The 22,297-nt window shown below is 33.3% G+C and carries 21 protein-coding genes; 14 read left to right on the top strand and 7 right to left on the bottom strand.

Annotation, left to right across the window (positions count from 1 at the left end):
* Positions 1-27: 27 nt before the first annotated feature.
* The 3 genes from LPC23_RS00660 to LPC23_RS00650 all read left to right on the top strand — a co-directional run bounded on the left by LPC23_RS00660 (position 28) and on the right by LPC23_RS00650 (position 3,345).
* On the top strand, positions 28-2,271 hold the full coding sequence (locus LPC23_RS00660; RefSeq protein WP_229330268.1) for a M1 family metallopeptidase: 2,244 nt from the start codon (positions 28-30) through the stop codon (positions 2,269-2,271).
* A 106-nt stretch (positions 2,272-2,377) separates the two neighbouring features.
* On the top strand, positions 2,378-2,779 hold the full coding sequence (locus LPC23_RS00655; protein ID WP_229330266.1) for a Sec-independent protein translocase subunit TatA/TatB: 402 nt from the start codon (positions 2,378-2,380) through the stop codon (positions 2,777-2,779).
* The gene (locus LPC23_RS00650) at positions 2,779-3,345 is read left to right on the top strand and encodes a phosphatase PAP2 family protein (protein WP_229330264.1); all 567 of its coding nucleotides are present in this window, start codon (positions 2,779-2,781) and stop codon (positions 3,343-3,345) included. The genes LPC23_RS00655 and LPC23_RS00650 overlap by 1 nt, the downstream gene beginning before the upstream one ends.
* On the opposite strand, the gene LPC23_RS00645 is transcribed toward LPC23_RS00650, so the two are convergent.
* Positions 3,322-3,963 (bottom strand): O-methyltransferase, encoded by a 642-nt coding sequence (locus tag LPC23_RS00645; protein WP_229330262.1) that lies wholly within the window; start codon positions 3,961-3,963, stop codon positions 3,322-3,324. The genes LPC23_RS00650 and LPC23_RS00645 overlap by 24 nt on opposite strands.
* Before the next feature lie 106 nt (positions 3,964-4,069).
* Between LPC23_RS00645 and rlmN the strand changes: the two genes are divergently transcribed.
* The 3 genes from rlmN (at position 4,070) to LPC23_RS00630 (ending at position 7,062) form a co-directional block, all read left to right on the top strand.
* The gene (gene rlmN, locus LPC23_RS00640; RefSeq protein ID WP_229330260.1) at positions 4,070-5,110 is read left to right on the top strand and encodes a dual-specificity RNA methyltransferase RlmN; all 1,041 of its coding nucleotides are present in this window, start codon (positions 4,070-4,072) and stop codon (positions 5,108-5,110) included.
* Positions 5,111-5,173: 63 nt separating this feature from the next.
* The gene (locus tag LPC23_RS00635) at positions 5,174-6,151 is read left to right on the top strand and encodes a polyprenyl synthetase family protein (RefSeq protein ID WP_229330257.1); all 978 of its coding nucleotides are present in this window, start codon (positions 5,174-5,176) and stop codon (positions 6,149-6,151) included.
* A gap of 134 nt (positions 6,152-6,285) precedes the next feature.
* Entirely contained in the window at positions 6,286-7,062 is a 777-nt protein-coding gene (locus LPC23_RS00630) for a response regulator transcription factor (protein WP_229330255.1), read from the top strand.
* Positions 7,063-7,397: 335 nt separating this feature from the next.
* On the opposite strand, the gene LPC23_RS00625 is transcribed toward LPC23_RS00630, so the two are convergent.
* Together LPC23_RS00625 and LPC23_RS00620 are read right to left on the bottom strand one after the other, a co-directional pair.
* Positions 7,398-7,754, bottom strand: coding sequence for a response regulator transcription factor (locus LPC23_RS00625; protein WP_229330253.1), 357 nt, complete (start codon positions 7,752-7,754; stop codon positions 7,398-7,400).
* Between the two features lie 10 nt (positions 7,755-7,764).
* Positions 7,765-10,095 carry a PAS domain-containing sensor histidine kinase gene (locus tag LPC23_RS00620; protein ID WP_229330251.1) on the bottom strand — a complete coding sequence of 777 codons (2,331 nt, stop codon included), beginning with the start codon at positions 10,093-10,095 and terminating at the stop codon, positions 7,765-7,767.
* A gap of 235 nt (positions 10,096-10,330) precedes the next feature.
* Here LPC23_RS00620 and dnaG point away from each other — a divergent pair, with 235 nt between their 5' ends.
* Positions 10,331-12,307, top strand: a complete 1,977-nt coding sequence (dnaG, locus tag LPC23_RS00615; RefSeq protein WP_229330250.1) for a DNA primase — start codon at positions 10,331-10,333, stop codon at positions 12,305-12,307.
* 43 nt (positions 12,308-12,350) lie between these two features.
* Here the strand turns inward: dnaG and LPC23_RS00610 are convergent, their stop codons facing one another.
* Positions 12,351-12,980, bottom strand: coding sequence for a response regulator transcription factor (locus tag LPC23_RS00610; RefSeq protein ID WP_229330248.1), 630 nt, complete (start codon positions 12,978-12,980; stop codon positions 12,351-12,353).
* An 88-nt stretch (positions 12,981-13,068) separates the two neighbouring features.
* The gene (gene nadE / locus LPC23_RS00605; RefSeq protein WP_229330246.1) at positions 13,069-13,875 is read right to left on the bottom strand and encodes an NAD(+) synthase; all 807 of its coding nucleotides are present in this window, start codon (positions 13,873-13,875) and stop codon (positions 13,069-13,071) included.
* Positions 13,876-14,063: 188 nt separating this feature from the next.
* Between nadE and gldB the strand changes: the two genes are divergently transcribed.
* Together gldB and gldC are read left to right on the top strand one after the other, a co-directional pair.
* Positions 14,064-15,020 (top strand): gliding motility lipoprotein GldB, encoded by a 957-nt coding sequence (gene gldB / locus LPC23_RS00600; RefSeq protein ID WP_229330244.1) that lies wholly within the window; start codon positions 14,064-14,066, stop codon positions 15,018-15,020.
* Entirely contained in the window at positions 15,020-15,355 is a 336-nt protein-coding gene (gene gldC, locus LPC23_RS00595) for a gliding motility protein GldC (RefSeq protein WP_229325501.1), read from the top strand. Before gldB ends, gldC begins: the two co-directional genes overlap by 1 nt.
* A 58-nt stretch (positions 15,356-15,413) precedes the next feature.
* Here gldC and yihA read toward each other — a convergent pair whose 3' ends face one another.
* Together yihA and LPC23_RS00585 are read right to left on the bottom strand one after the other, a co-directional pair.
* On the bottom strand, positions 15,414-16,034 hold the full coding sequence (gene yihA / locus LPC23_RS00590) for a ribosome biogenesis GTP-binding protein YihA/YsxC (RefSeq protein ID WP_229325499.1): 621 nt from the start codon (positions 16,032-16,034) through the stop codon (positions 15,414-15,416).
* 20 nt (positions 16,035-16,054) lie between these two features.
* Positions 16,055-16,828, bottom strand: a complete 774-nt coding sequence (locus LPC23_RS00585) for an alpha/beta fold hydrolase (RefSeq protein WP_229330242.1) — start codon at positions 16,826-16,828, stop codon at positions 16,055-16,057.
* Positions 16,829-17,129: 301 nt separating this feature from the next.
* Here LPC23_RS00585 and mraZ point away from each other — a divergent pair, with 301 nt between their 5' ends.
* Genes mraZ through LPC23_RS00560 form a run of 5 tightly spaced genes read left to right on the top strand, consistent with a single transcriptional unit; the run spans position 17,130 to position 22,294 of the window.
* Positions 17,130-17,603 (top strand): division/cell wall cluster transcriptional repressor MraZ, encoded by a 474-nt coding sequence (gene mraZ, locus LPC23_RS00580; protein WP_229330240.1) that lies wholly within the window; start codon positions 17,130-17,132, stop codon positions 17,601-17,603.
* Positions 17,578-18,486 (top strand): 16S rRNA (cytosine(1402)-N(4))-methyltransferase RsmH, encoded by a 909-nt coding sequence (rsmH, locus tag LPC23_RS00575; RefSeq protein WP_229330238.1) that lies wholly within the window; start codon positions 17,578-17,580, stop codon positions 18,484-18,486. The genes mraZ and rsmH overlap by 26 nt, the downstream gene beginning before the upstream one ends.
* Positions 18,487-18,495: 9 nt before the next feature.
* Positions 18,496-18,843, top strand: coding sequence for an FtsL-like putative cell division protein (locus tag LPC23_RS00570; protein ID WP_229325491.1), 348 nt, complete (start codon positions 18,496-18,498; stop codon positions 18,841-18,843).
* Positions 18,834-20,834 (top strand): penicillin-binding protein, encoded by a 2,001-nt coding sequence (locus LPC23_RS00565; RefSeq protein WP_229330236.1) that lies wholly within the window; start codon positions 18,834-18,836, stop codon positions 20,832-20,834. Before LPC23_RS00570 ends, LPC23_RS00565 begins: the two co-directional genes overlap by 10 nt.
* Positions 20,831-22,294, top strand: a complete 1,464-nt coding sequence (locus LPC23_RS00560) for a UDP-N-acetylmuramoyl-L-alanyl-D-glutamate--2,6-diaminopimelate ligase (RefSeq protein ID WP_229330234.1) — start codon at positions 20,831-20,833, stop codon at positions 22,292-22,294. The genes LPC23_RS00565 and LPC23_RS00560 overlap by 4 nt, the downstream gene beginning before the upstream one ends.
* Positions 22,295-22,297: the final 3 nt, after the last annotated feature.

Here is a 22,297-nt window from a genome sequence, read left to right as displayed (position 1 = left end):
ATTTTCACAAGCTAAAAACTCCCCAAAATGAAAAAAATTGCACTTTTATTACTGTTTTCAGTAATTGCATTGGCTCAGGAGAAGCCTGCTACCGTAGCTCCAAAACAAACTGGAAGATACGACACCAATAAGTTCAGTCAGATGTACGATTTGTTGGCTACGCCAAATATGTATCGTTCGGCTTCAGGAGCTCCTGGACCAGCATATTACCAACAACAAGCAGATTATAAGATTGATATTGAATTAGACGATAAAAATTCAAAATTGATGGGTTCTGAAACGGTAACCTATACTAATAATTCGCCAGATACTTTAGAGTATTTATGGGTGCAATTGGATCAAAACCAACAAGCGAAAACCTCTCAAACTCCATTGGCAGAAAGCCAAAGAATTGATCAGGTTCTACCTACTGAAAAATTTGCTTCAGATTATTTAAAGGAAAAACCAGATCGTGGATTTCATATTGAATATGTAAAAGACGTGAAAGGTGCACCATTATCGTATACGATTAATCAAACGATGATGCGAATCAATTTACCTGTTCCAATGAAGCCAGGTACTACATTTACTTTTTCTACTAAATGGTGGTACAACATTAATAATTATAGAAAAGAAGGCGGACGTTCAGGCTACGAAGCTTTTGAAAAAGACGATAATAAAATTTATGTTATTGCACAGTTTTATCCAAGAATGGCGGTTTATAATGACGTAGAAGGATGGCAAAACATGCAATTCTGGGGAACTGGAGAGTTTGCATTGCCTTTTGGAAACTTTGATGTAAATATTACTGTTCCAGCGGATCACATTATTGAAGCTACTGGTGAATTAACGAACCGTGCAGAAGTATTTACACCTGAGCAGTTAAAACGATATGAATTGGCTCAAAAAACCTTTGACAAACCAGTTGTAATTGTAACTCAAGAAGAAGCAACAGCAGCTGAAAAAGGATTTTCAGACAAGAAAAAAACTTGGAAATTCAGTGCTAAAAATGTAAGAGATTTTGGAATTGCCTCTTCAAGAAAATTTATTTTTGATGCCATGGCGGTGAAATTAAGCACTAAAACAGTTATGGCAACTTCTGTGTATCCAAAAGAAGCAAATCCGCTATGGGGCGAAACTTCTACACGTACTGTAGCGCATACATTAAAAAGTTATTCCTCTCATACATTTGATTATCCTTATCCAAAAGCAGTTTCGGTTTCAGCAGAAGATCAAGGTATGGAATACCCAATGATTTGTTGGAATTTCGGGCGTCCTGACGAAAATGGTGTAACAAGTGAGCAAGTTAAAAACGGAATGATAGGTGTTGTTATACATGAAGTAGGACATAACTTTTTTCCAATGATTGTGAATTCAGATGAGCGTCAATGGTCATGGATGGACGAAGGATTGAATACATTTATGCAATATATGGCAGAACAAGAAATGGGGACTAATTTTCCTTCAAGACGTGGTCCAGCTAAAAATATCGTTCCTTACATGAGCGGTGATCAAAAGTTTTTGGAGCCAATTATGTCTAATTCTGAAACGATTTATCAATTTGGAAATAATGCCTACGGTAAACCAGCAACTGGATTGAATATTTTGAGAGAAACCATTATGGGACGTGAATTATTTGATCATGCTTTTAAAGTGTATGCTAACAGATGGAAATTCAAGCACCCAACTCCAGAAGACTTTTTTAGAACAATGGAAGACGCTTCAGCCGTTGATTTGGATTGGTTTGTAAGAGGTTGGTTTTACTCAACAGATTTCGTTGATATTGGATTGGAAGATGTTAAGCAATATTATGTTTCTGAAACTGCAACTTCTGATTTAAAAGATGTAAAAGTGAGACGAGGCCGTTTTGGTACTGAAAAAGGACCTTTTGTTTATTTAGTTTCTGGACAAAATACAGAGGTGAATCCAAAGGATAAGAAAGCTTTGAAAATTGAAGATGTTAAATTACTTTCTGATTATGTAGATCAAAATTTATCAGCTGAAGAGAAAGCAAATATGAAAGCACCTAAGTATTTTTACGAGGTAACTTTTAATAAACCAGGCGGAATGATAATGCCAATTTTAGTAGAATTGACTTACGAAGATGATACTAAAGAAAGCTTTAAATACCCAGCTCAGATTTGGAGAAAAAGTAATGATACAGCCCGTAAAGTATATGCTACTCAAAAGGCCGTTAAGAAAATTCAAATTGACCCAAAATTGGAAACAGCGGATATTGATGTTACCAATAATACTTGGCCTAAACAAGAAGAAAAATCTAAGTTTGAATAAAGAAAAAAATAAAGGCTCCAATTGGAGCCTTTATTTTTTTATGATATTTTTAAAATAGAAGGACCTGAAATTTGGTATATTTGTACTCAAGAAAAAATACACAATTATGTTTGGAATAGGTGGAGGCGAATTAATTTTCATCATGTTTATTGTTCTTATGCTTTTTGGTTCTGATAAAGTGCCTGAAATAGCTAGAACAGTAGGTAAAACAATGGCCCAAATTAAGAACGCTACTAATGATATTAAATCTGAGATTCAAAAAGGTGCAGAGGCCAATGGTCTTGACAAACAATCGTTAGCTGATTTGACAGGTAATATCACTGCAGAAATTGACAAAGCAAAAGAAAATTTGCTAGGAGATACAAGTATAGTTACCGATTTTTCTAATTCAGTAAATTCGGAAATTAAACAAGTAGAAGAGGGGGTTGCGAGTGTTGAAAATGCAACAGCAGTTCCTGATTTGAGTCAAATTCCAGTTATAGAAGGCCCAATTAAACGTCAGGGATAATGCTTGAGAAATTAATTCAGCTGGATGTTCAATTATTAGTTTTTTTGAACGGTTTAGGTTCCGCAACCTATGACGGACTTTGGCTTTTTATTACCAAGCAATCCAATTGGACTCCATTTTTTTTAGTGCTATTGTATTTGGTTTACAAAAAAATAGGGATAAAATCTACGCTTTATTTATTGTTGTTTGTTACACTTCTATTAGTTGTAACCGATCAAACAACCAATCTATTTAAAGTTACTTTTCAACGTTTAAGACCCTGTAATAATCCGGATATAAATTCCATTATCCGATTGGTCAAACCGAGTAATTCGTTCAGTTTCTTTTCAGGACATGCGGCTAATTCTTCGGCAACGATGACTTTCTTATTCTTGCTTCTAAAAAAGTATTATCGATATGCTTTTCTTTTGTTTTTATTTCCTTTGATTTTTGCCTATAGCCGAATTTACTTAGGCTTACATTATCCATTAGATATTTTGACAGGATATTTCTTTGGAGCTACTTTTGGGTTCATTACCTACAAGCTTTATCAAAAATACATTTTAAAGGACTCTAGAAACGGTTAGTCCATCTCTAATTGGTAGTAAAACGGTTTCTACTCTTGGATCGTTTTTTAATAATTGATTGTATTCTAAAAGTATTTTAGTGCTCAAATCATTTTTTTGCAACTGTTCCAAAACTTTTCCGCTCCACAATACATTGTCTGATAAAATGACGCCACCTTTGTTCATTTTTGGAACAATCATTTCAAAATAGTTAATATAGTTTTCTTTGTCGGCATCAATAAAAACTAAATCGAATTGTATGTCAAGGTCAGGGATAATATCCACGGCTTCTCCCAAATGTTGTACGATTTGGTTGCCCCAAGGCGATTTGTCAAAATGTTTGCGCTGAAAATCGATTAACTCTTCTTTAATATCAATGGTATGTAATTGGCCGTTCTCTTGCATTCCTTCGCACAAACACAAAGCGGAATAGCCTGTGTAAGTACCAATTTCAAGAATGTTTACTGGTCGAATCAATTTAGACAACATGCTCAAAACACGTCCCTGAAAATGTCCGCTTAACATTCTGGGCAACAAAATTTTCTGATAGGTTTCTTTGTTCAAATCCGCTAAAAGCTGCGGTTCTTTTTCAGAATGTTGTTCGATATAATCTTCGAGTTCTTGAGAAATGAAGTGCATTGTATAGTTTTTTCGATTGGTGCAAAGTTATCAATTTATCAAATCACACACGAGCATTTATGCGAATTGATGAAATAAATCAACAAATACTCCTTAAATTTGCACCATGCAAATCGAGAAAAAAGACATACGAGCCTTATCCAAAGAGCAATTGCGAGATTTTTTTGTTTCCAATGGGGACAAAGCCTTTCGTGGCAACCAAGTTTATGAATGGTTATGGAGCAAAGGCGCACATACTTTTGAAGATATGACCAATGTGGCTAAACCCACTCGACAGATGCTTGAAGACCATTTTGTTATCAATCATATCAAAGTGGACACGATGCAACGCAGTGAAGACGGAACGGTTAAAAATGCTGTTCGTTTGCATGATGGATTAATTGTAGAATCCGTTTTAATTCCTACTGAAACTCGAACTACGGCTTGTGTTTCCAGTCAGGTGGGTTGTAGTTTGGATTGTAATTTTTGTGCTACTGCTCGTTTGAAGCGTATGCGAAATTTGGAGCCAGGTGAAATCTATGACCAAGTGGTCGCTATTGATAGAGAAAGTCGTTTGTATTACAATCACCCCTTATCCAATATTGTTTTTATGGGTATGGGAGAGCCTTTGATGAATTATAATAATGTCATCAAAGCAATTGATATGATCACTTCGCCAGAAGGTTTAGGAATGTCTCCCAAACGAATTATGGTGTCAACTTCGGGTATTCCAAAGATGATTAAGAAATTAGCGGATGATGGGGTCAAATTCAAGTTAGCAGTTTCGTTACACTCGGCAATTGATGAAATTCGTTCCCGAATTATGCCTTTCAGCGAAAATTTCCCTTTAGCAGATTTGCGTGAAGCCTTAGAATATTGGTATCGAAAAACCAAAAGTAAAATTTCTTATGAATATGTAGTTTGGAAAGGAATCAATGACGATAAAGCTTCGGTAGATGCCTTAGTTAAATTTTGCAAATATGTTCCTTGTAAGGTAAATTTAATTGAATACAATCCAATTGACGATGGCGAATTCCAGCAAGCCTCAGAAGAAGCTATCGCAGCTTACATAAAAGGATTAGAAGCGATTGGAGTTGTAGTTAAAGTAAGAAGAAGTCGCGGAAAAGATATCGATGCGGCTTGTGGACAATTAGCGAATAAATCCTAAATCATGATTATTAATTCCATTATTCAGACTGTAAAGATATAATCTTTAGTACCTTTGGAATCCATGAATATCACATCTCAAATAAAACATCCCATACTCAGTGAAATGGAACTTTTTGAAAAAAAGTTCTTTGAATCGATGTCTTCTAATGTGGCGTTGTTAAATCGAATTACGTATTATATTGTCAATCGAAAAGGAAAACAAATGCGTCCGATGTTTGTGTTCTTGACGGCCAAAATGGTTTCTGATGGAATAGTAAATGAACGCACTTATCGAGGAGCTTCTGTAATCGAATTGATACATACTGCCACTTTAGTTCACGATGATGTCGTTGATGACAGTAATCGTCGACGTGGATTTTTCTCATTAAATGCACTTTGGAAGAATAAAATTGCCGTATTAGTAGGCGATTATTTACTCTCAAAAGGATTATTGCTTTCAATTGATTATGGCGATTTTGATTTATTACGAATTATATCCGTAGCAGTTCGTGAAATGAGCGAAGGGGAATTGCTCCAAATTGAAAAAGCACGAAGATTAGATATTACAGAAGCTGTCTATTACGAAATTATACGCAAGAAAACAGCAACCTTAATTGCATCTTGTTGTGCTTTGGGTGCTCAGTCAGTCATTGAAGATGAAGTTCAGGTTAAGAATATGCACTTATTTGGAGAACTGATTGGAATGGCATTTCAAATCAAAGATGATTTATTTGATTATACTGAAGATGCTATTGGGAAACCAACAGGAATTGATATTAAGGAACAGAAAATGACTTTACCCTTAATTCACGTTTTAAATAATTGCACTCCTAAAGAAAAAAGTTGGCTCATCAATTCCATAAAAAACCACAATAAGGACAAAAAACGAGTTAAAGAAGTGATTGCTTTTGTTAAGAATAATAATGGTTTGGCTTACGCCGAACAAAAAATGCTTCAATTCCAACAAGAAGCCTTACAACTGCTAGTTAATTACCCCGATTCTCCCTTTAAAGACGCTTTAATCTTAATGGTAAATTACGTCATAGAAAGAAAAATATAGTTTTCATAATTGGGATTCCATTTTAAGTCTATAAATAGCGTAATAATTTATAATTTATGACGGCTAATTATAAAAAATACTATAATTTTAAAATAAATGCGTATAATTTAAAATATTATTTTTAAATTCGTGTCGTGAAAATTTACAAAAGAAAAATAGTATTAATTGAAGATGATAAGGCTCTGGGAAATTCTATTTTAGAGTTATTATTGTTCAATAATTTCGAAGTAACTTGGTTTGATGATAGCATCAAAGCATTGGATTATTTATCTCAAAATTTCCCAGATTTAATCATTAGTGATTTAATGATGCCTGGGATGAACGGCGAGGACTTATACCTAAATATAAGAAAGAATAAAAAATTCACCGTTGTTCCCTTTATAATTATTACTGCCAATATTGATGATGAAGTCAAATTACGCCAATTAGAACATGGGGTAAATGATTACATTATGAAACCATTTCAAATTAAAGAATTGATATTAAAAGTAAATAATGTTTTGGAGCTTAGAAAAAACATTGAAAAAAACTTTGGTATTGATCCGTTTTCAAAAGTCACAATAAAGTTGTCTGAAAAGGATTTTCTAACTTCGCTCAACGAAGCTTTACTGAAGGACATTAAAGTTAGACCTAACTTAGATGAATTGTCAAAAAGCTTATTTATTAGTAAGTCTACATTAGATAAGAGAATCCGAAAATTAACCAATAAAAATATAAGTCAATACATTCGTGAATTTAAAATTCAATACGCAATGAAATTAATTGACTTGGGCGAAAGAAACATACAGTTTTTAGTAGATCAGACAGGTTTTGGATCGTTTTCATATTTTTCAACAAGTTTTAAATCTTATTTAAATATTTCTCCAAGAGACTATATTAAATCCGTTCAATCTTCTCAAATAGAAGAATAATTTTTTTTCTTTTTTTAGTATTTTATTTGCGGATTAATTATTACCTATTTACTTGAAAACAGAGGTGGTTTTTAACTTCAAAAATCGTAATCCAATCAGATATTAAATTATTGGCATTTTTTTTTAATTTATCAATTATATTGATTTTTTTCTAACAAAGTTGTTCTATCTTTGGCTTAAGATTTGGGATCTTTCTTACCGGGCAGTCTGTTCAGAAAATTTATTGGGGGCAATGAATTTATGATTACAATTTAGTTAAAGCAGGCTGCTTCAGGTAAGATTCAACTTCACTTTATTCCCAGCTTTCATCATTTATTCCAAAACCTTGTATTAATTTAAATATATTTCTCAACTATTTTTTTTAGTTCTAGAAACGAAAATGGTTTTTTAATATATTCTTTTGCGCCTAATTGTTTACCAATTAGCTCATCAGTTTCTTCTGTTTTTGCTGTTAATAGTATAACTGGTATGGAAGACTGTTTAGATGTTAAGTGAATTTTCAAAAAGCCGTATCCATCAAGTTTAGGCATCATTACATCACATAAAATAAGATCAGGTTGATGTAAGGCGACTTTTTCTAAACCTTCTTTTCCATCTTGTGCTTCAAATATTTCATAACCTATAAATGAGAATAATTCTACAAGCGCTTCTCTTAATTTAATTTCATCATCAATTATTACTATTTTCTTCATTTCGCTCTAATTATATTTTTGGAAAATGTAAGCTAACTTGAGTTCCTTTGCCTAGTTTACTTGTCACATTAATTGTTCCGGAGTTTCTCTCGGTAAATGTTTTAACTATGTAAAGTCCTAAGCCTGTTCCTTGGATCCCCTCCGTATTACTAGCTCTGAAAAAGGTATTAAATAATTTCGGAATATCTTTCTCTGGGATTCCAATTCCTTGGTCTATAATTTGAATTTCAATATACTCTTTATTTGAAAATAATGATAAAGTTATATCTCCTGTTCCTTCAGAGTATTTGAACGCATTATTTAGTAAGTTGAATAACGAGTATTCCATTAAATTTTTATCGGCAAAAATGTTAAAGGTTTCGCCTACAAACTGTGTGTTTACTTTTCTTCCTTTACTATGATTTGAATAGCTGGTTTCAATGACATCTAAACAAATTTGCTTTAGATCAAATTGTGTAGGATTAAAATTAGTTTTACCCGCATCATCTTTAGAAATAGTCAAAACGGCATTCATCAGTTCTACAATACGATCGATTTCCTCTGTAATGGTGTTTATTCTTTTTTGAAGTTGAGGAGAATGAACAAAATTATGGCCTTCTATGTACATTTCAATTAGTTCTGCGCTTGTTCTAATTGTAGTCATGGGAGTACGAAATTCATGCGATATTGTTGAAACCAAATTAGTTCTAAGTTCATTCAGCTCTCTTTCTTGCACTAATGCCTTTTCCATGGCATTTTGAACTTGCTTTTTCTGTGTAATATCTCTAGCGCTCGACTGAAAACTTACAGGCTCTCCGTCTACAGTTACAATACTCGCTTTAATTTCAAACCAAACGTATTCATTGTTCTTATTTAAGAAACGAGCTTCAACATGTGAATCGTCAGCTTTTACAATAAAGCTTTCAAAACGCTTTTGAAGTAACTCTAAATCGGTTGGGTGCACAAATTGCATCGGAGTTTGACCAATAAGTTCTTCAGGAGTATATCCCATCAGTTTCATTATTGATGGAGATACATATTCAAATGTGGTATCTAAATTATGCAGGCAAACCAAGTCAACTGTATTGTCGGCAAGCAAACGATACATATTTTTTGCTTCGTTTAGCTGAATGTTTTTATTGCGGTTATTTTCTTCAATTAACATTCTATTCTGTTCTTCAACCGTTTTTCTTTGAGTGATGTCTTGCATCGCTCCAATCATTCGTATCGGAGTTCCATCTGAATTTCTTATTATGATAGCTTTATCACTAACATAAGCATATGAATTATCCGATTTTAAATAACGGTATTCATCATCCCACTTTAATGCAGTACTATTTAAAGTATCCTCGTATTTTTTTAAATACCGCTCTCTATCATCAGGATGAACAAAATTTTCACAGGCTCCTGCCGTAATAACATTATTTTTAAAATGATGTCCAAAAAGGGCAGAGTAGGTTTCTCCAACGAAAATCTCATCGGTTAAAATGTTCCAATCCCACAAAGCATCAGAAGTTGCTTGACTAGCATAGCTAAAACGTTCATTACTTACTTTCAATGCAGCTTCAGCACTCTTTTGAGCGGTAATGTCTACACCAAAGCCCACCATCATCTCTAACAATCCAAATTTGTTAAATACTGGTGCGTACTTTCTAGTATAAAAAGCAGTACTTCCATCTTCTTTTTTTAATTCATCGATCCATTCAATTATTGAATTTGTTTTTGCAGCTGTTGTAAATCGATCTCTTCTTTCTTTTGCAAATAATGGGTCTCTTCCAGTATGTTTTGCATATTCAAAATCATCTTTGCCAATAATAAATTTGCGAAGTTCAGGATTTTGAATGGCTGCAGGATTTACATACAAGTATTTATGATTGCTATCAAAAACGGCTACTTCAGTTGGTAATCTATCTAATATTTTCTTATAAAATGCCTTTTGTTCCAATTCAAAATTTTGAATCTGCAAACGGAAAAAGGATCCTATTTGTTGGATTACATGATGGACAGTTTTTAATTGAATAGAGGTAAATTCTATTGAACGTAATCCATAAAAACAAAGATTAGCATGAAAATCCTCTACTTCAAACGCTATTTCAAATTGAGTTTTACTCGCGGAATCTTTACTATATTCTGTATTTTTTTCAAAATTAATTGTGTCAGAAATCAATTGAATATCAGCAGTTGTAAAAGCGTTAGAGTTATCAACTTTAGCGATAACAGTTGTTGTTTTATTTTCGACATAATTGAAAATAACAACAGGTACTTCGCAAATTTCGGAGGCAAAAGCAAGTAGGTTTTGACATTCTTCTTGAAAATGGTCAGAGCTGACAATAGTTTTAATGGTTACACTATTTAAGGCCATAAGATTACGTTTTGGGTTTGAGTTGCAGTAGTAGATTGCAATTACGATTCGGGACGTGAGAGCAAAACACCATTATTGGTATAAAAATATAAGTTTATTGGGAAATAACTATTGAAATAGTCGTTTAATTTTTAAAGTCAATTTCTTTTTTATTTTTTTAATAGCTTAAATTCATTTTTAAATCATAAATAAATCGTGTTGAAACTTTGTATATTTGTGACTTTACTACAATTAAATGATTTCAAAAGCGACCATTGACACTGTTTATGAAACTGCTCGAGTTGAGGAGGTTATTGGCGATTTTGTACAATTAAAACGTGCAGGTAGTAATTTTAAAGGATTGAGTCCGTTCTCAGATGAGCGCTCTCCTTCTTTTATGGTTTCACCAGTAAAGCAAATTTGGAAAGATTTTAGTTCGGGCAAAGGAGGAAATGTAGTTGCTTTTATTATGGAGCACGAACATTTTACCTATCCCGAAGCCATTCGGTATTTAGCTCGAAAATACAATATTGAAATTGAAGAAACGGAGCAAACTGACGAAGAAAAAGCCAATACTGATATTAAAGAAAGTATGTATCTGGTTTCGGAATTTGCTAAAAATTATTTTCACAATTCGTTACTTCATTCAGAAGAAGGTAAAGCAATAGGTCTTTCTTATTTTAAGGAAAGAGGGTTTACGAATGAAACGATAACCAAATTTGCTTTAGGTTATTCGCCAGAAACTTGGGATGCTTTTACTAAAGAAGCACTTGGTAAAGGCTATAAATTAGAATTCTTAGAAAGTACAGGGCTAACTATTCCTAGAGAAGATAGACCGTTTGACCGTTTTAAAGGAAGAGTTATGTTTCCTATCCAAAGTATGTCGGGAAGAATACTTGGTTTTGGAGGACGCATACTAACAAATGATAAAAAAGCAGCTAAATACCTCAATTCACCCGAGAGTGAAATTTATCATAAAAGCAAAGTATTGTATGGTATTTTTCAAGCGAAGCAATCCATTGCTAAATTAAACAATTGCTATTTAGTTGAAGGGTATACCGATGTAATTCAGTTCAATCAAGCGGGTATAGAAAATGTCGTAGCCTCATCAGGAACGGCTTTAACACCAGATCAAATTCGTTTGATTAATCGTTTAACAAAAAACATTACTGTTCTTTTTGATGGAGATGCCGCTGGACTTCGGGCTTCTGTTAGAGGTATTGATTTGATTCTTGAAGAAGGGATGAACGTAAAAGTTTGTGCTTTCCCTGACGGAGAAGATCCGGATAGTTTTGCTAAAAAAACATCCTACGATGATTTAGTAGCTTACTTAGAAAATAATGCAAAAGATTTCATTCAATTCAAGGCTTCGCTTTTGATGAAGGATGCTCAAAATGATCCTATTAAGAAAGCCGATTTGATTCGGGATATGGTACAAAGTATCTCAAAAATTCCAGATCGTATTCAAAGAGAAATTTACATTCAGGAATGTTCCCGAATAATGGATATTTCTGAGCAGGTTTTAGTAAGTACATTGGCTCAATTGGTTCAAAAAGATATTGCTGAAGTTGGAAAAAAACAAAAACAAGAGCAGAAAGCGTTTGACATTGTAAAAAATGAAACTCCAGTTCAAACTGAAAAGATTGATATTTTATATCATTTGGAACGAAAAATCATTGAGATTTTATTGTTGTACGGAAATAAAACGGAAGAGTTTGAAGATGTTCTTCTTAAAACCAATGATCAAGGCGAAGTAGAACAAATAGTAGAAAAGAAAGAGTATAAAGTTTTCCAACGTATTTATTTAAGTTTACAAGAGGATGAAGTTGAACTTGCAAATCCTTTATTTAGAGGCTTGTTTAATGATTTAATTTCATATTATTTGCAGAATGAAAGTTTCGGAATTGAAAATTATCTAAAGCAACTACCAGATCAATTTGCTCAAGAAGTAACTGATATTTTGATGGATGACGAACGTCTTACCTTACACAAATGGGACGGTCAAAATATATTTGTAAAACAAAAAGCAGAAACAATCAGTCAACATACTTCAGAGATTATTATTTCTATGAGAGAATATTTAATCAACAAATTAATCCTTGATTTAATGCGAGAATTTGGCGAAAAGCCTGAGCCAGAACAAGAGGAATTAAAAATAATGATTAACGATTATAATAAATTAAAAGTGAATCTAACAGGAACTATTGGTAGAATTCGCTCTACTTATATTTAAAAAAAATGAAAGCCTAAGCTTTCATTTTTTTTAAATATTTAATTTATACAATTTCTAATGTTTTAGCTTTATTGACTAGATCCACTAGATTGGTGACATTTAGTTTAGTAAGTAATCGTAATTTATAAGTACTTATAGTTTTTTCGTTTAGTTTAAGAATATCGGCAATTTCGTGGTTTTTTTTGCCATCACTTAAATAACGTAATACCTCTACTTCTCTATTTGAAAGTTTTCTGTAAATACGTTCACTCTTACTTTTCTTTGCAATTAAAGCAAGATTTTTTTTGACAGTTTCATTCATCACAATTTTCCCGTCTGCAACTTGCTTAATGCCATCATAAACAACACTAAGTTTTTCTTTTTTATGGATGAATCCAGATACACCTGCCTTTATTGCATTAGGAGCATATATTTGCTCAGAGAGATTACTGTAAATAATTACTTTAGTTTCTGAAAATTCTTTTAGAATTGCTTTGACTTCAAAGATACTTTTTAAGCCTTCTAATTCAAGATCTAAAAGGAGTACATCTATCTCTTTACTTTGGAGTATTTCTTTAAGCATAGAAAAATTTCCTATGTTGGCTACTATTGAAATATCCGAATGGTCTTTAAAAAAAGACTTTATCCCATAGTGAACCACAGGAAAATTATCGGCTACACAGACCTTGATCATAATGTTGTTTTTAGAATTATTATTTGTTTTTGGAAAAGTAAAATTAATAAATTAATTCTGTAAACAATTGCAAATCAGTTAAAATGTGCTATTTATAAGATTTGGGTATAATGCACACCGGAATTGGCTGCATTTTATGTTGGTTTATAGTGTTTAAACGATGATAAATTTCAAAAACTGTTTTCTCTCTTTCTGAAAAATCAGTACTAATTTTGCCATTCTCATTTTGTTGCATCGCCCATTCTAATTCATCGTAAGTAGCGCCCAGCTGATCTTCGTCGGTTCTATCATCTCCAAATAAACCGTCTGTTGGAGCAGCATTTAGAATAGATTGTGGAATTTGTAAAAAATCACCCAAAGCAAACACTTCTGATTTCATTAAGTCGGCAATTGGGCTAATATCAACCCCACCGTCACCATATTTAGTATAAAACCCAACACCAAAATCCTCTACTTTATTTCCTGTTCCGGCAACTAACAACCCATAAATTCCGCCATAATAATACAATGTAGTCATTCGAATTCGCGCACGAGTGTTAGCTAAAGTTAAGTTAAGTTGACTTTCTGTAGTGTCGTTTGGAAGTACTTTCTTGAATGATTCGAAAATTGGAGTTAAATCAGATTCGGCTTTAGAAACGTTAGGGAAGCGTTGCATTAATTGATCAATATGTTCCTTTGCTCTGCTTACATGACTTTCAGCTTGATGAATAGGCATAGTGACACAAACTACCTTGAGACCGGTTTGCGCACATAAGCTTGAAGTTACTGCTGAATCAACTCCGCCAGATATTCCTATAACAAATCCGTTAACTTTTGCGTTAGTAGCATAAGCTTTTAACCAATTGACAATATATTCGTTTACTTTTTCTACTTGAAGAGTACTTTTTTTAGACATAATAATTGAGGTATTAAAAAGCAGGAATGTATATTTGTATTTATTTTTGAAATTTAATTGTTAATTGAAAAAATTAATAACAAATGTAACCAAAAATAGTAAACATAAAGAGTCAATCTATTTTGAATTATCAAAAACGATAGGTAAAGAAAGATGCCGAATCGAGTGTCTAAATCCAATTAATAAGTATGAGAATTTTTTTAGTATCCTGTATTTTGTCTTTAATGTTTTTTTCATGTAATAAGAAAAGTGCTGATGAAAAAAAGATTGAAGCGCTTCCTGTACAAATAAAAATTGATCGTTTTGATCAAGTGTTTTTTGAATCTTCGCCAAAAGATTTACATACGATTAAAAAGCGCTATCCGTTTTTTTTTCCAGAGGGAATACCAGATAGTGTATGGGTTAATAAAATAAATAATCCTCTTTGGAGAGAACTTTTTGCCGAAGTTCAAAAAAAATATAAGAAAAGCGAAACCATAGAGGCAGAACTGGAAAAAGTATTTAAACATATTAAATTCCATTTTCCAAAAACAAAATCACCTAAAGTTTATACAGTAATTGCTGAGATGGATTACGATAATAAAGTAATTTATGCAGATAGTTTGGTGATTATTTCTTTAGAAATGTACTTAGGGAAAGACCATAAATTTTATGAATTTCCGGCCTACATACGTCAAAATTTTGAGCAAAGACAAATGATGCCAGACCTAGTTGCTAGTTTTGGAAAAAGCAAAATTATAACTGAGAAGGACAATACACTATTAAGTCAGATGATCTATCACGGAAAGTTATTGTATTTGAAAGATCTTCTTCTTTCAGGCTATACGGATGACGAAAAAATGGGTTACACGCCCAAAGAAATCAGTTGGTGTGAGGAAAACGAATCGTATATTTGGCGGTACTTTTTAGAAAATAAATTGTTGTATAATAATGAGTTAAAACTCAATTCTCGTTTTATTGCACCAGCTCCATTTTCTAAGTTTTATTTAGAAATTGATAACGAATCCCCTGGTCAAGTTGGGGCGTGGATAGGTTGGCAAATTGTAAGGTCATTTGTTAAAAACAACGACGTTTCTGTTGCTAAATTACTCGAGCTCAATGCAAAAGAACTTTTTAAAAAATCAAAATATAAACCTAAGAAATAATGTCAAATTCTATTACATCAGAAATTAAATTCGAAATTGAATTAGATCAAAATCGAGTTCCAGAAAAATTATTTTGGACCGCTGAAGATGGCGGTGTTGCAAAAGAGGAGGCCAAAGCTATCATGTTGTCAATTTGGGATAGTAAAGCCAAAGAAACCATGCGTATTGACTTGTGGACGAAAGACATGCCAGTGGACGAAATGAAAATCTTTTTTCATCAAACATTAGTGGCTATGTCAGATACTTTCAAACGCGCTACTGATGACGAAAAAATGACAAATACAATGAAAGATTTCTGCGATTATTTTGCTGAGAAGTTGGAATTGGTAAAATAAATTATTCAAAAAAAAGCCAAAACTTAAGTTTTGGCTTTTTTAATGTGTACCAATAATATTAAAATTGATTGTTATTTTTAAAGACTTCTTGATTTACTTCGTCAATATAACTTAGCAACTCTTCTTTTCCAGTAAATTCAGTTGCTGAGGTAACAAAATACTGCGGCATTTCGGCCCAATTATTAGCAAACATTTTCTTTTTGTAGGCTGCAACATGCGAGTCGATTTTTACTTTACTGATTTTATCTGCTTTAGTAAAAATAATGCAGAATGGTATCTCACTTTCGCCCATATACGACATGAATTCAATATCAATAGTTTGGGCTTCATGGCGAATATCAATCAAAACAAAGGCACAAACTAATTGTTCTCGTGTTTCAAAATAATCCGTGATGAATTGTTGAAAGATGGATTTGGTTTTTTTGGAAACTTTGGCATAACCATAACCTGGTAAATCTACTAAAAACCAATTTTTATTAATTAAAAAATGATTAATTAATTGTGTTTTTCCTGGTCTTCCTGATGTTTTTGCCAAACTTTTATGATTAGTCAACATATTGATAAGCGAAGATTTGCCTACGTTTGAACGACCAATAAAGGCGTATTCGGGTAAGAAATCTTTCGGACATTTATCAACCTGAGAGTTGCTAATTATAAATTCAGCAGTAGTAATTTTCATAAATATTTTTATAAACAGAATTAAGAAATAGGCTGGTAAACTTTCGTTAACCAATCTTCTAAAACGCTGTTGAATTCATCAGGGTGTTCCATCATTGCGGCATGACCACATTTGTCTATCCAGTATAAAGTAGAATTAGGTAAAAGGCGGTTGAACTCATCTGCTACTTCTGGCGGAGTCACTTTGTCGTTTCGTCCCCAAATGATGCAAGTAGGTACTGTCATTTTTGGAAGATCTTTTGCCATGTTATGACGAATAGCACTTTTGGCAATGGTAAGTGTTTTAATCAACTTGATACGATCGTTTACAGTAGCATAAACTTCGTCTACTAATTCTGGCGTAGCCACTTTAGGATCGAAAAAAACATCTTCTGCTTTTTTCTTGATGTATTCATAGTCGCCTCTTTTCGGGTAACTATCTCCCATAGCACTTTCATATAAACCAGAGCTGCCAGTAATGACTAATCCAGCTACTTTTTCGGGATACATTTTAGTGTGGTAAAGGGCTATATGTCCTCCTAATGAATTACCTAATAAAATAACATTTTCCAGACCTTTAAATGCAATAAAGTCTTTTACATATTTAGCAAATGCTTTCACATTTGTTCTCAAAAGGCTTTGGGTGTAAATAGGTAAATCGGGGATGATTATTTTGTATCCTTTGTTAGAAAAGTAATTGGCAACACCACTAAAATTACTAAGTCCTCCCATTAATCCGTGCAGAATAACGATTGGAGTTCCTTCTCCTGCTTCAAAATAACTGTATTTACCTTCTTTTTTATAGTGTTGTTCCATTTTTTCGGATCCCTATTTTCAATTTTGACAAATATAGGATTTAATACAGAAATATAAATTTTTAAGCTTGTTTTTTAACTCTTTAATCCTTTTTCTTGTTAAAATCATTAGTTGTCACTGATTCTGACTCTAGTAGGATTCTCATTTATAAACAAGTTCAAACTGTATCTAAACTATTGACAGTCCATAAAGTAAGGGTTTTTAGTCGCAAGTGGGTAAACTTATTAACAAAGTGGTAGATTGTGGTAAAATGTGGTAAAATATTTTATATTTTTGCTTAGAATCATTTAAATAAAATTTTTTGAACACAATTGTAGGAACATATGAATGTAAAGTAGATGCTAAAGGAAGGGTGTTATTGCCGTCTCCTTTGAAAAAGCAACTTGCCTCTTCATTGCAAGAAGGTTTTGTGCTGAAGCGTTCGGTTTTTCAGTCCTGTTTAGAGTTGTATCCAATGCAAGAGTGGGATTTAATGATGCAAAAAATCAATAAGTTGAATCGATTTGTAAAGAAGAACAATGATTTTATTCGTCGTTTTACAGCCGGTGTTAAGGTGGTTGAGATTGATGCTTTAGGCCGTTTGTTAGTACCTAAAGATTTAGTTGGTTTTGCAAGTATTTCAAAAGATGTTGTTTTTTCTTCGGCAGTAAATATTGTCGAAATCTGGGATAAAGAATTGTACGAGCAATCGATAAACGGAGAGGATATTGATTTTGCTGATTTAGCAGAAGATGTAATGGGTAATGTAAATGATGATGACAATGGAGTATCATAATCCTGTTTTGCTGCACGAGTCAGTTGATGGTTTAAATATTAAGCCGGACGGAATTTACGTCGATGTTACTTTTGGTGGCGGAGGGCATTCCAGAGAGATTTTAAGTCGATTGGGTCCAAATGGTAAATTGTTTGCCTTTGATCAAGATGAAGATGCTTTGGCGAATGTCTTACAAGATGATCGCTTTGTTCTTATTAATGAAAATTTCAGATTTATAAAGCGTTTTTTACGTTTTCACAATATCAAAGAAGTGGATGGTATTTTGGGCGACTTAGGTGTTTCTTCTCATCAATTTGATGTTGCTGAAAGAGGTTTTTCTACTCGATTTGACGCTGAGTTAGATATGAGAATGAGTCAAAAAAATGATTTAAGTGCCTATCGAGTGGTTAATGAATATGACGAAGATAATTTGCGTAGGGTTTTCTTGGATTACGGAGAGTTGAAAAACGCGCCTGCTATTGCTAGAGTTATTTTGGAGGCAAGAGAAAAAATGCCAATCCGCAATACGGAACAGTTAAAAGAAGTATTGAGTCGGTTTTTGCCAGCGCATAAAAGTCATAAAATTTTGGCTCAAATGTATCAGGCAATTCGAATAGAAGTAAATCAAGAAATGGATGTTTTGAAAGAGTTTTTAGAACAATCATTGGAAATATTAAAACCAGGTGGGCGATTAAGTATCATCTCATATCATTCTCTTGAAGATAGATTGGTGAAACGTTTTGTAAAAAACGGAATGTTTGAAGGAGAGCCAGAACGTGATTTTTTCGGAAATTTTTCTGTTCCATTTAAAACAATTGGAAAGTTAATTGTCCCAAATAACGAACAAATACGAGAAAACAATAGAGCACGTAGTGCGAAGTTGCGAATAGCTGAAAAAATATAATTAGTTGTAATGAAACACGGATTGTACGGCATATTAAAAGCTCGATTTTTATTAGACGAAGACGCAATTAAAAACTGGCGTTTTATTGTTTTTATAATTGGTTTAGCCATTGTTATGATTGCCAATACGCAGAGCTATGAGCAAAAGGTTTTTCGGATTGCGGAGCTTACAACTGAAGTGAAAGAATTGCGTTCTGAATTTGTAGACAGACGTTCGGAGTTAATGAAATTGAAAATGGAATCTACAGTAGCTAAACAGATGGAAGCAAGGCAAATAGTTCCATCAACTGTACCTCCAATTAAAATTAAAGTAGTTAAAGAAGTAGAAAAAAGTTTTTTTGAAAAATTATGGCAGTAGAAGATAAAAATATCTCGTATCGTATCTATCTCGTAGCTTTTGCTATGTTTTTGATGGCGGTAGCTATAGTCTTCAAATTGACCAATATTCAATGGGTTCAAGGGGATCATTACCGCAAAAAAGCGAAGGAAAAAACGGTAAAAGAATTTACTATTAAAGCTAACAAAGGAAACATTTATTCGTCAGACGGGAGTTTGCTAGCAACTTCAATCCCAAATTATGAAATCCGATTTGATGCAGTGGTACCAAAATCTGAATTGTTTCAAAGAGCCGTTGATTCTTTATCAGATTCATTAGCCTATTTACTTGGCAAACCATCTAATTATTATGAAAGAGCTTTGCGCAAAGCAAGAGCCACAAATAACAGGTATTTTTTAATTGCGCGTGGTTTAAGTTACACGGATTATGTAAAAATTAAAGAGTTTCCATTGTTTAAAGAAGGAGCAAATAAAGGCGGAATTATCGTAAAGCCTGAGCCGGTTAGAGAATATCCAATCGGACGAATTGCTGAACGAACCATTGGTTACGAAAGAATGAAACCGGATAGTACTCCTGATGGAAAAGGAATTGAATGGGCTTATAGAAAATATTTGAACGGTAAAGACGGTAAGATTTTAAAACAAAAAATTGCCAAAGGACAGTGGAAACCGATTCGCGATTTTAATGAGGTAGATCCTATTGATGGGTATGACGTTATTTCTACAATAGATGTTTTTATTCAAGATATAGCGCACCACGCCTTATTAAAACAATTGGAAGAATACGAAGCAGAGCACGGAACTGTGGTCGTAATGGAAACTAAGACAGGACATATTAAGGCGATTTCAAATTTGGGTAGACTTAGTGATGGTACTTATAATGAAACATTGAATTATGCTATTACAGAAGCGCATGATCCTGGATCCACATTCAAATTAGTAGATCTTATGGCGGTTTTGGAAGATAAAGTTGCCGACACCAGTACTGTTTTTGATGCTAGAGGTGGAGTAATAACTTATTTTGGGAAAAATGTTGTGGATTCACATAAAGGAATGGGAAGAGTTTCTTTAGGACATGGATTTGAAGTTTCGTCAAATACGGTAATGGTTCAATCTGTATACAATAATTATAAAAATAATCCTTCAAAATTTATTAAGCATATTGAAGATTGGGGATTAGATAAAAAAATAGGTTTAGAGTTAAAAGGGGAAGCGTCTCCAATAATCCCAAAACCAGGTCAAGCAAGGTGGTCCAAAATTTCACTTCCATGGATGGCGTTCGGATATGGAGTAAATATTACTCCTATGCAAACTTTGACTTTTTACAATTCTGTGGCAAACAATGGTGTAATGGTAAAACCACAATTAGTTTCTGAAATTAAGAAGTGGAATACAACGGTTAAAAAATTCGATACTCAAGTTATCAATCCAAAAGTTTGTTCGCCTGAAACATTGAAAAAAGTACGTGCTTTATTAGAAAATGTGGTAAAACGTGGAACTGCCAAATCATTGTACACTAAAGAGTTTCCGATGGCAGGAAAAACAGGAACAGCGCAAATGAACTATGGTAATAAAACCGGATCTGGCATGTATTACGCCTCTTCATTTGTTGGGTATTTCCCAGCTAATAAGCCGCAGTATACTTGTATTGTTATGGTGCATAGGCCAAACACCGCTCATAATAATTATTATGGTGCTGATGTAGCAGGCCCAGTATTTAAAAGAATTGCCCAAAAAATATTTACAGACGCGCCATCTACGAATACAATTAAAAAAATTGATAGAAAAATTCCTAAACAAGAATTGGATTATGCATCCTATAATGCTAATTCTCATAAAAGGCAAAACACTATTCCAAATGTAAGAGGTATGTCCGGAATGGATGCTTTGGCTCTTTTAGAAAATTTAGGAATAAGAGTTAAAATAAAGGGCTTTGGCAAAGTGAAGAAACAGTCGCTACAAGCGGGACAAAATATAGCAAAGAACACAACTATAGTATTAGAATTATCGTGAGTATCCTAAAAGACATAATATACAAAGTAGCTATTGAAGCCATAAAGGGTTCGACAGACATAGTTATTGGAAAGATAGATTTTGATTCTAGAAAAATAGAAAAAAATGATCTTTTTGTAGCTATTCGTGGTACTATTTCTGATGGTCATGATTATATTTCAAAAGCTATCGACTTAGGTGCGTCAGCAATTATATGTGATAGTTTTCCAGATGATATAGCTGAGGGAGTTACCTATATTCAGGTAAAAGATACCAATACAGCCTTAGCTGTTGTTGCGGCAAATTATTTTGGAAATCCTTCACAAAAACTACAATTAGTAGGGGTGACAGGTACCAATGGGAAAACTACAATTGCTTCTTTATTATATCAATTGTATAAGAAAGCGGGACATAAAGTAGGTTTGCTTTCAACAGTTAAAATCATGGTTGACGATGTGGAGTATCCAGCTACACATACTACACCTGACTCTATAACCATTAATAGTTATTTAGCTTTAATGGTTGAAGCTGGTGTAGATTATTGCTTTATGGAAGTGAGTTCGCATGGAGTGCATCAAAAACGAACTGAAGCATTGCATTTTGTTGGAGGGGTATTTACTAATTTATCACACGATCATTTAGATTACCACCCCACTTTTGCAGAATACCGTGATGTAAAAAAATCATTCTTTGATCATTTACCTAAAACCGCTTTTGCACTATCTAATATCGACGACAAAAACGGTTCGGTTGTATTGCAAAATACGGTTGCCAAAAAGTGCAGTTATGCCTTAAAATCTTATGCAGATTATAAAGCGCAAATTTTAGAAAGTCAATTATCTGGACTGCTCTTGAAAGTTAATGGCAACGAAGTTTGGGTTAAGTTAATTGGAACGTTTAATGCTTACAATTTATTAGCTATTTACGGAACTGCTATTGAATTGGGAATGGAAAGTTTGGAAGCATTGCGATTATTATCCGAGTTAGAAAGTGTTTCTGGTCGTTTTCAATACATTGTTTCTGCCGAAAATGTTACAGCCATTGTAGATTATGCTCATACACCTGATGCTTTAGAAAACGTATTGAAAACCATCAACGATATCAGAACTAAAAACGAACAATTGATTACAGTTGTGGGTTGCGGTGGAAACCGAGACAAAACCAAACGCCCAGTAATGGGAGGTATTGCTTCTGATTTAAGTGATAAAGCAGTATTTACCTCTGACAATCCTAGAAATGAAGATGCAGCAGTAATTATTAGCGAAATGGAATCCGGAGTAGCGCCACATAATTATAAAAGAATTCTATCAATCACAGACAGAAAGCAAGCAATTAAAACTGCCTGCCAATTGGCTCAGCCTAATGATATCATATTAATAGCTGGTAAAGGCCATGAAACTTATCAAGAAATTAATGGTGTACGTCATGATTTTGATGATATGAAAATTGTAAAAGAACTACTAGAACAACTCCATAAATAAAAA

The sequence above is a fragment of the Flavobacterium ammonificans genome, assembly GCF_020885975.1.
GTDB lineage: Bacteria > Bacteroidota > Bacteroidia > Flavobacteriales > Flavobacteriaceae > Flavobacterium > Flavobacterium ammonificans.
The sequence above is the reverse complement of the archived record's forward strand: the minus strand, read 5'-3'. Positions and strand labels throughout refer to the sequence as shown.

What these genes read in the sequence shown, in the direction of transcription:
- LPC23_RS00660 (WP_229330268.1), top strand. Translation starts at nt 28, where the DNA reads ATGAAAAAAATTGCACTTTTATTACTGTTTTCAGTAATTGCATTGGCT.
- LPC23_RS00655 (WP_229330266.1), top strand. Translation starts at nt 2,378, where the DNA reads ATGTTTGGAATAGGTGGAGGCGAATTAATTTTCATCATGTTTATTGTT.
- LPC23_RS00650 (WP_229330264.1), top strand. Translation starts at nt 2,779, where the DNA reads ATGCTTGAGAAATTAATTCAGCTGGATGTTCAATTATTAGTTTTTTTG.
- LPC23_RS00645 (WP_229330262.1), bottom strand. Translation starts at nt 3,963, where the DNA reads ATGCACTTCATTTCTCAAGAACTCGAAGATTATATCGAACAACATTCT.
- rlmN (WP_229330260.1), top strand. Translation starts at nt 4,070, where the DNA reads ATGCAAATCGAGAAAAAAGACATACGAGCCTTATCCAAAGAGCAATTG.
- LPC23_RS00635 (WP_229330257.1), top strand. Translation starts at nt 5,174, where the DNA reads ATGAATATCACATCTCAAATAAAACATCCCATACTCAGTGAAATGGAA.
- LPC23_RS00625 (WP_229330253.1), bottom strand. Translation starts at nt 7,754, where the DNA reads ATGAAGAAAATAGTAATAATTGATGATGAAATTAAATTAAGAGAAGCG.
- LPC23_RS00620 (WP_229330251.1), bottom strand. Translation starts at nt 10,095, where the DNA reads ATGGCCTTAAATAGTGTAACCATTAAAACTATTGTCAGCTCTGACCAT.
- dnaG (WP_229330250.1), top strand. Translation starts at nt 10,331, where the DNA reads ATGATTTCAAAAGCGACCATTGACACTGTTTATGAAACTGCTCGAGTT.
- LPC23_RS00610 (WP_229330248.1), bottom strand. Translation starts at nt 12,980, where the DNA reads ATGATCAAGGTCTGTGTAGCCGATAATTTTCCTGTGGTTCACTATGGG.
- nadE (WP_229330246.1), bottom strand. Translation starts at nt 13,875, where the DNA reads ATGTCTAAAAAAAGTACTCTTCAAGTAGAAAAAGTAAACGAATATATT.
- gldB (WP_229330244.1), top strand. Translation starts at nt 14,064, where the DNA reads ATGAGAATTTTTTTAGTATCCTGTATTTTGTCTTTAATGTTTTTTTCA.
- gldC (WP_229325501.1), top strand. Translation starts at nt 15,020, where the DNA reads ATGTCAAATTCTATTACATCAGAAATTAAATTCGAAATTGAATTAGAT.
- yihA (WP_229325499.1), bottom strand. Translation starts at nt 16,034, where the DNA reads ATGAAAATTACTACTGCTGAATTTATAATTAGCAACTCTCAGGTTGAT.
- LPC23_RS00585 (WP_229330242.1), bottom strand. Translation starts at nt 16,828, where the DNA reads ATGGAACAACACTATAAAAAAGAAGGTAAATACAGTTATTTTGAAGCA.
- rsmH (WP_229330238.1), top strand. Translation starts at nt 17,578, where the DNA reads ATGATGATGACAATGGAGTATCATAATCCTGTTTTGCTGCACGAGTCA.
- LPC23_RS00570 (WP_229325491.1), top strand. Translation starts at nt 18,496, where the DNA reads ATGAAACACGGATTGTACGGCATATTAAAAGCTCGATTTTTATTAGAC.
- LPC23_RS00565 (WP_229330236.1), top strand. Translation starts at nt 18,834, where the DNA reads ATGGCAGTAGAAGATAAAAATATCTCGTATCGTATCTATCTCGTAGCT.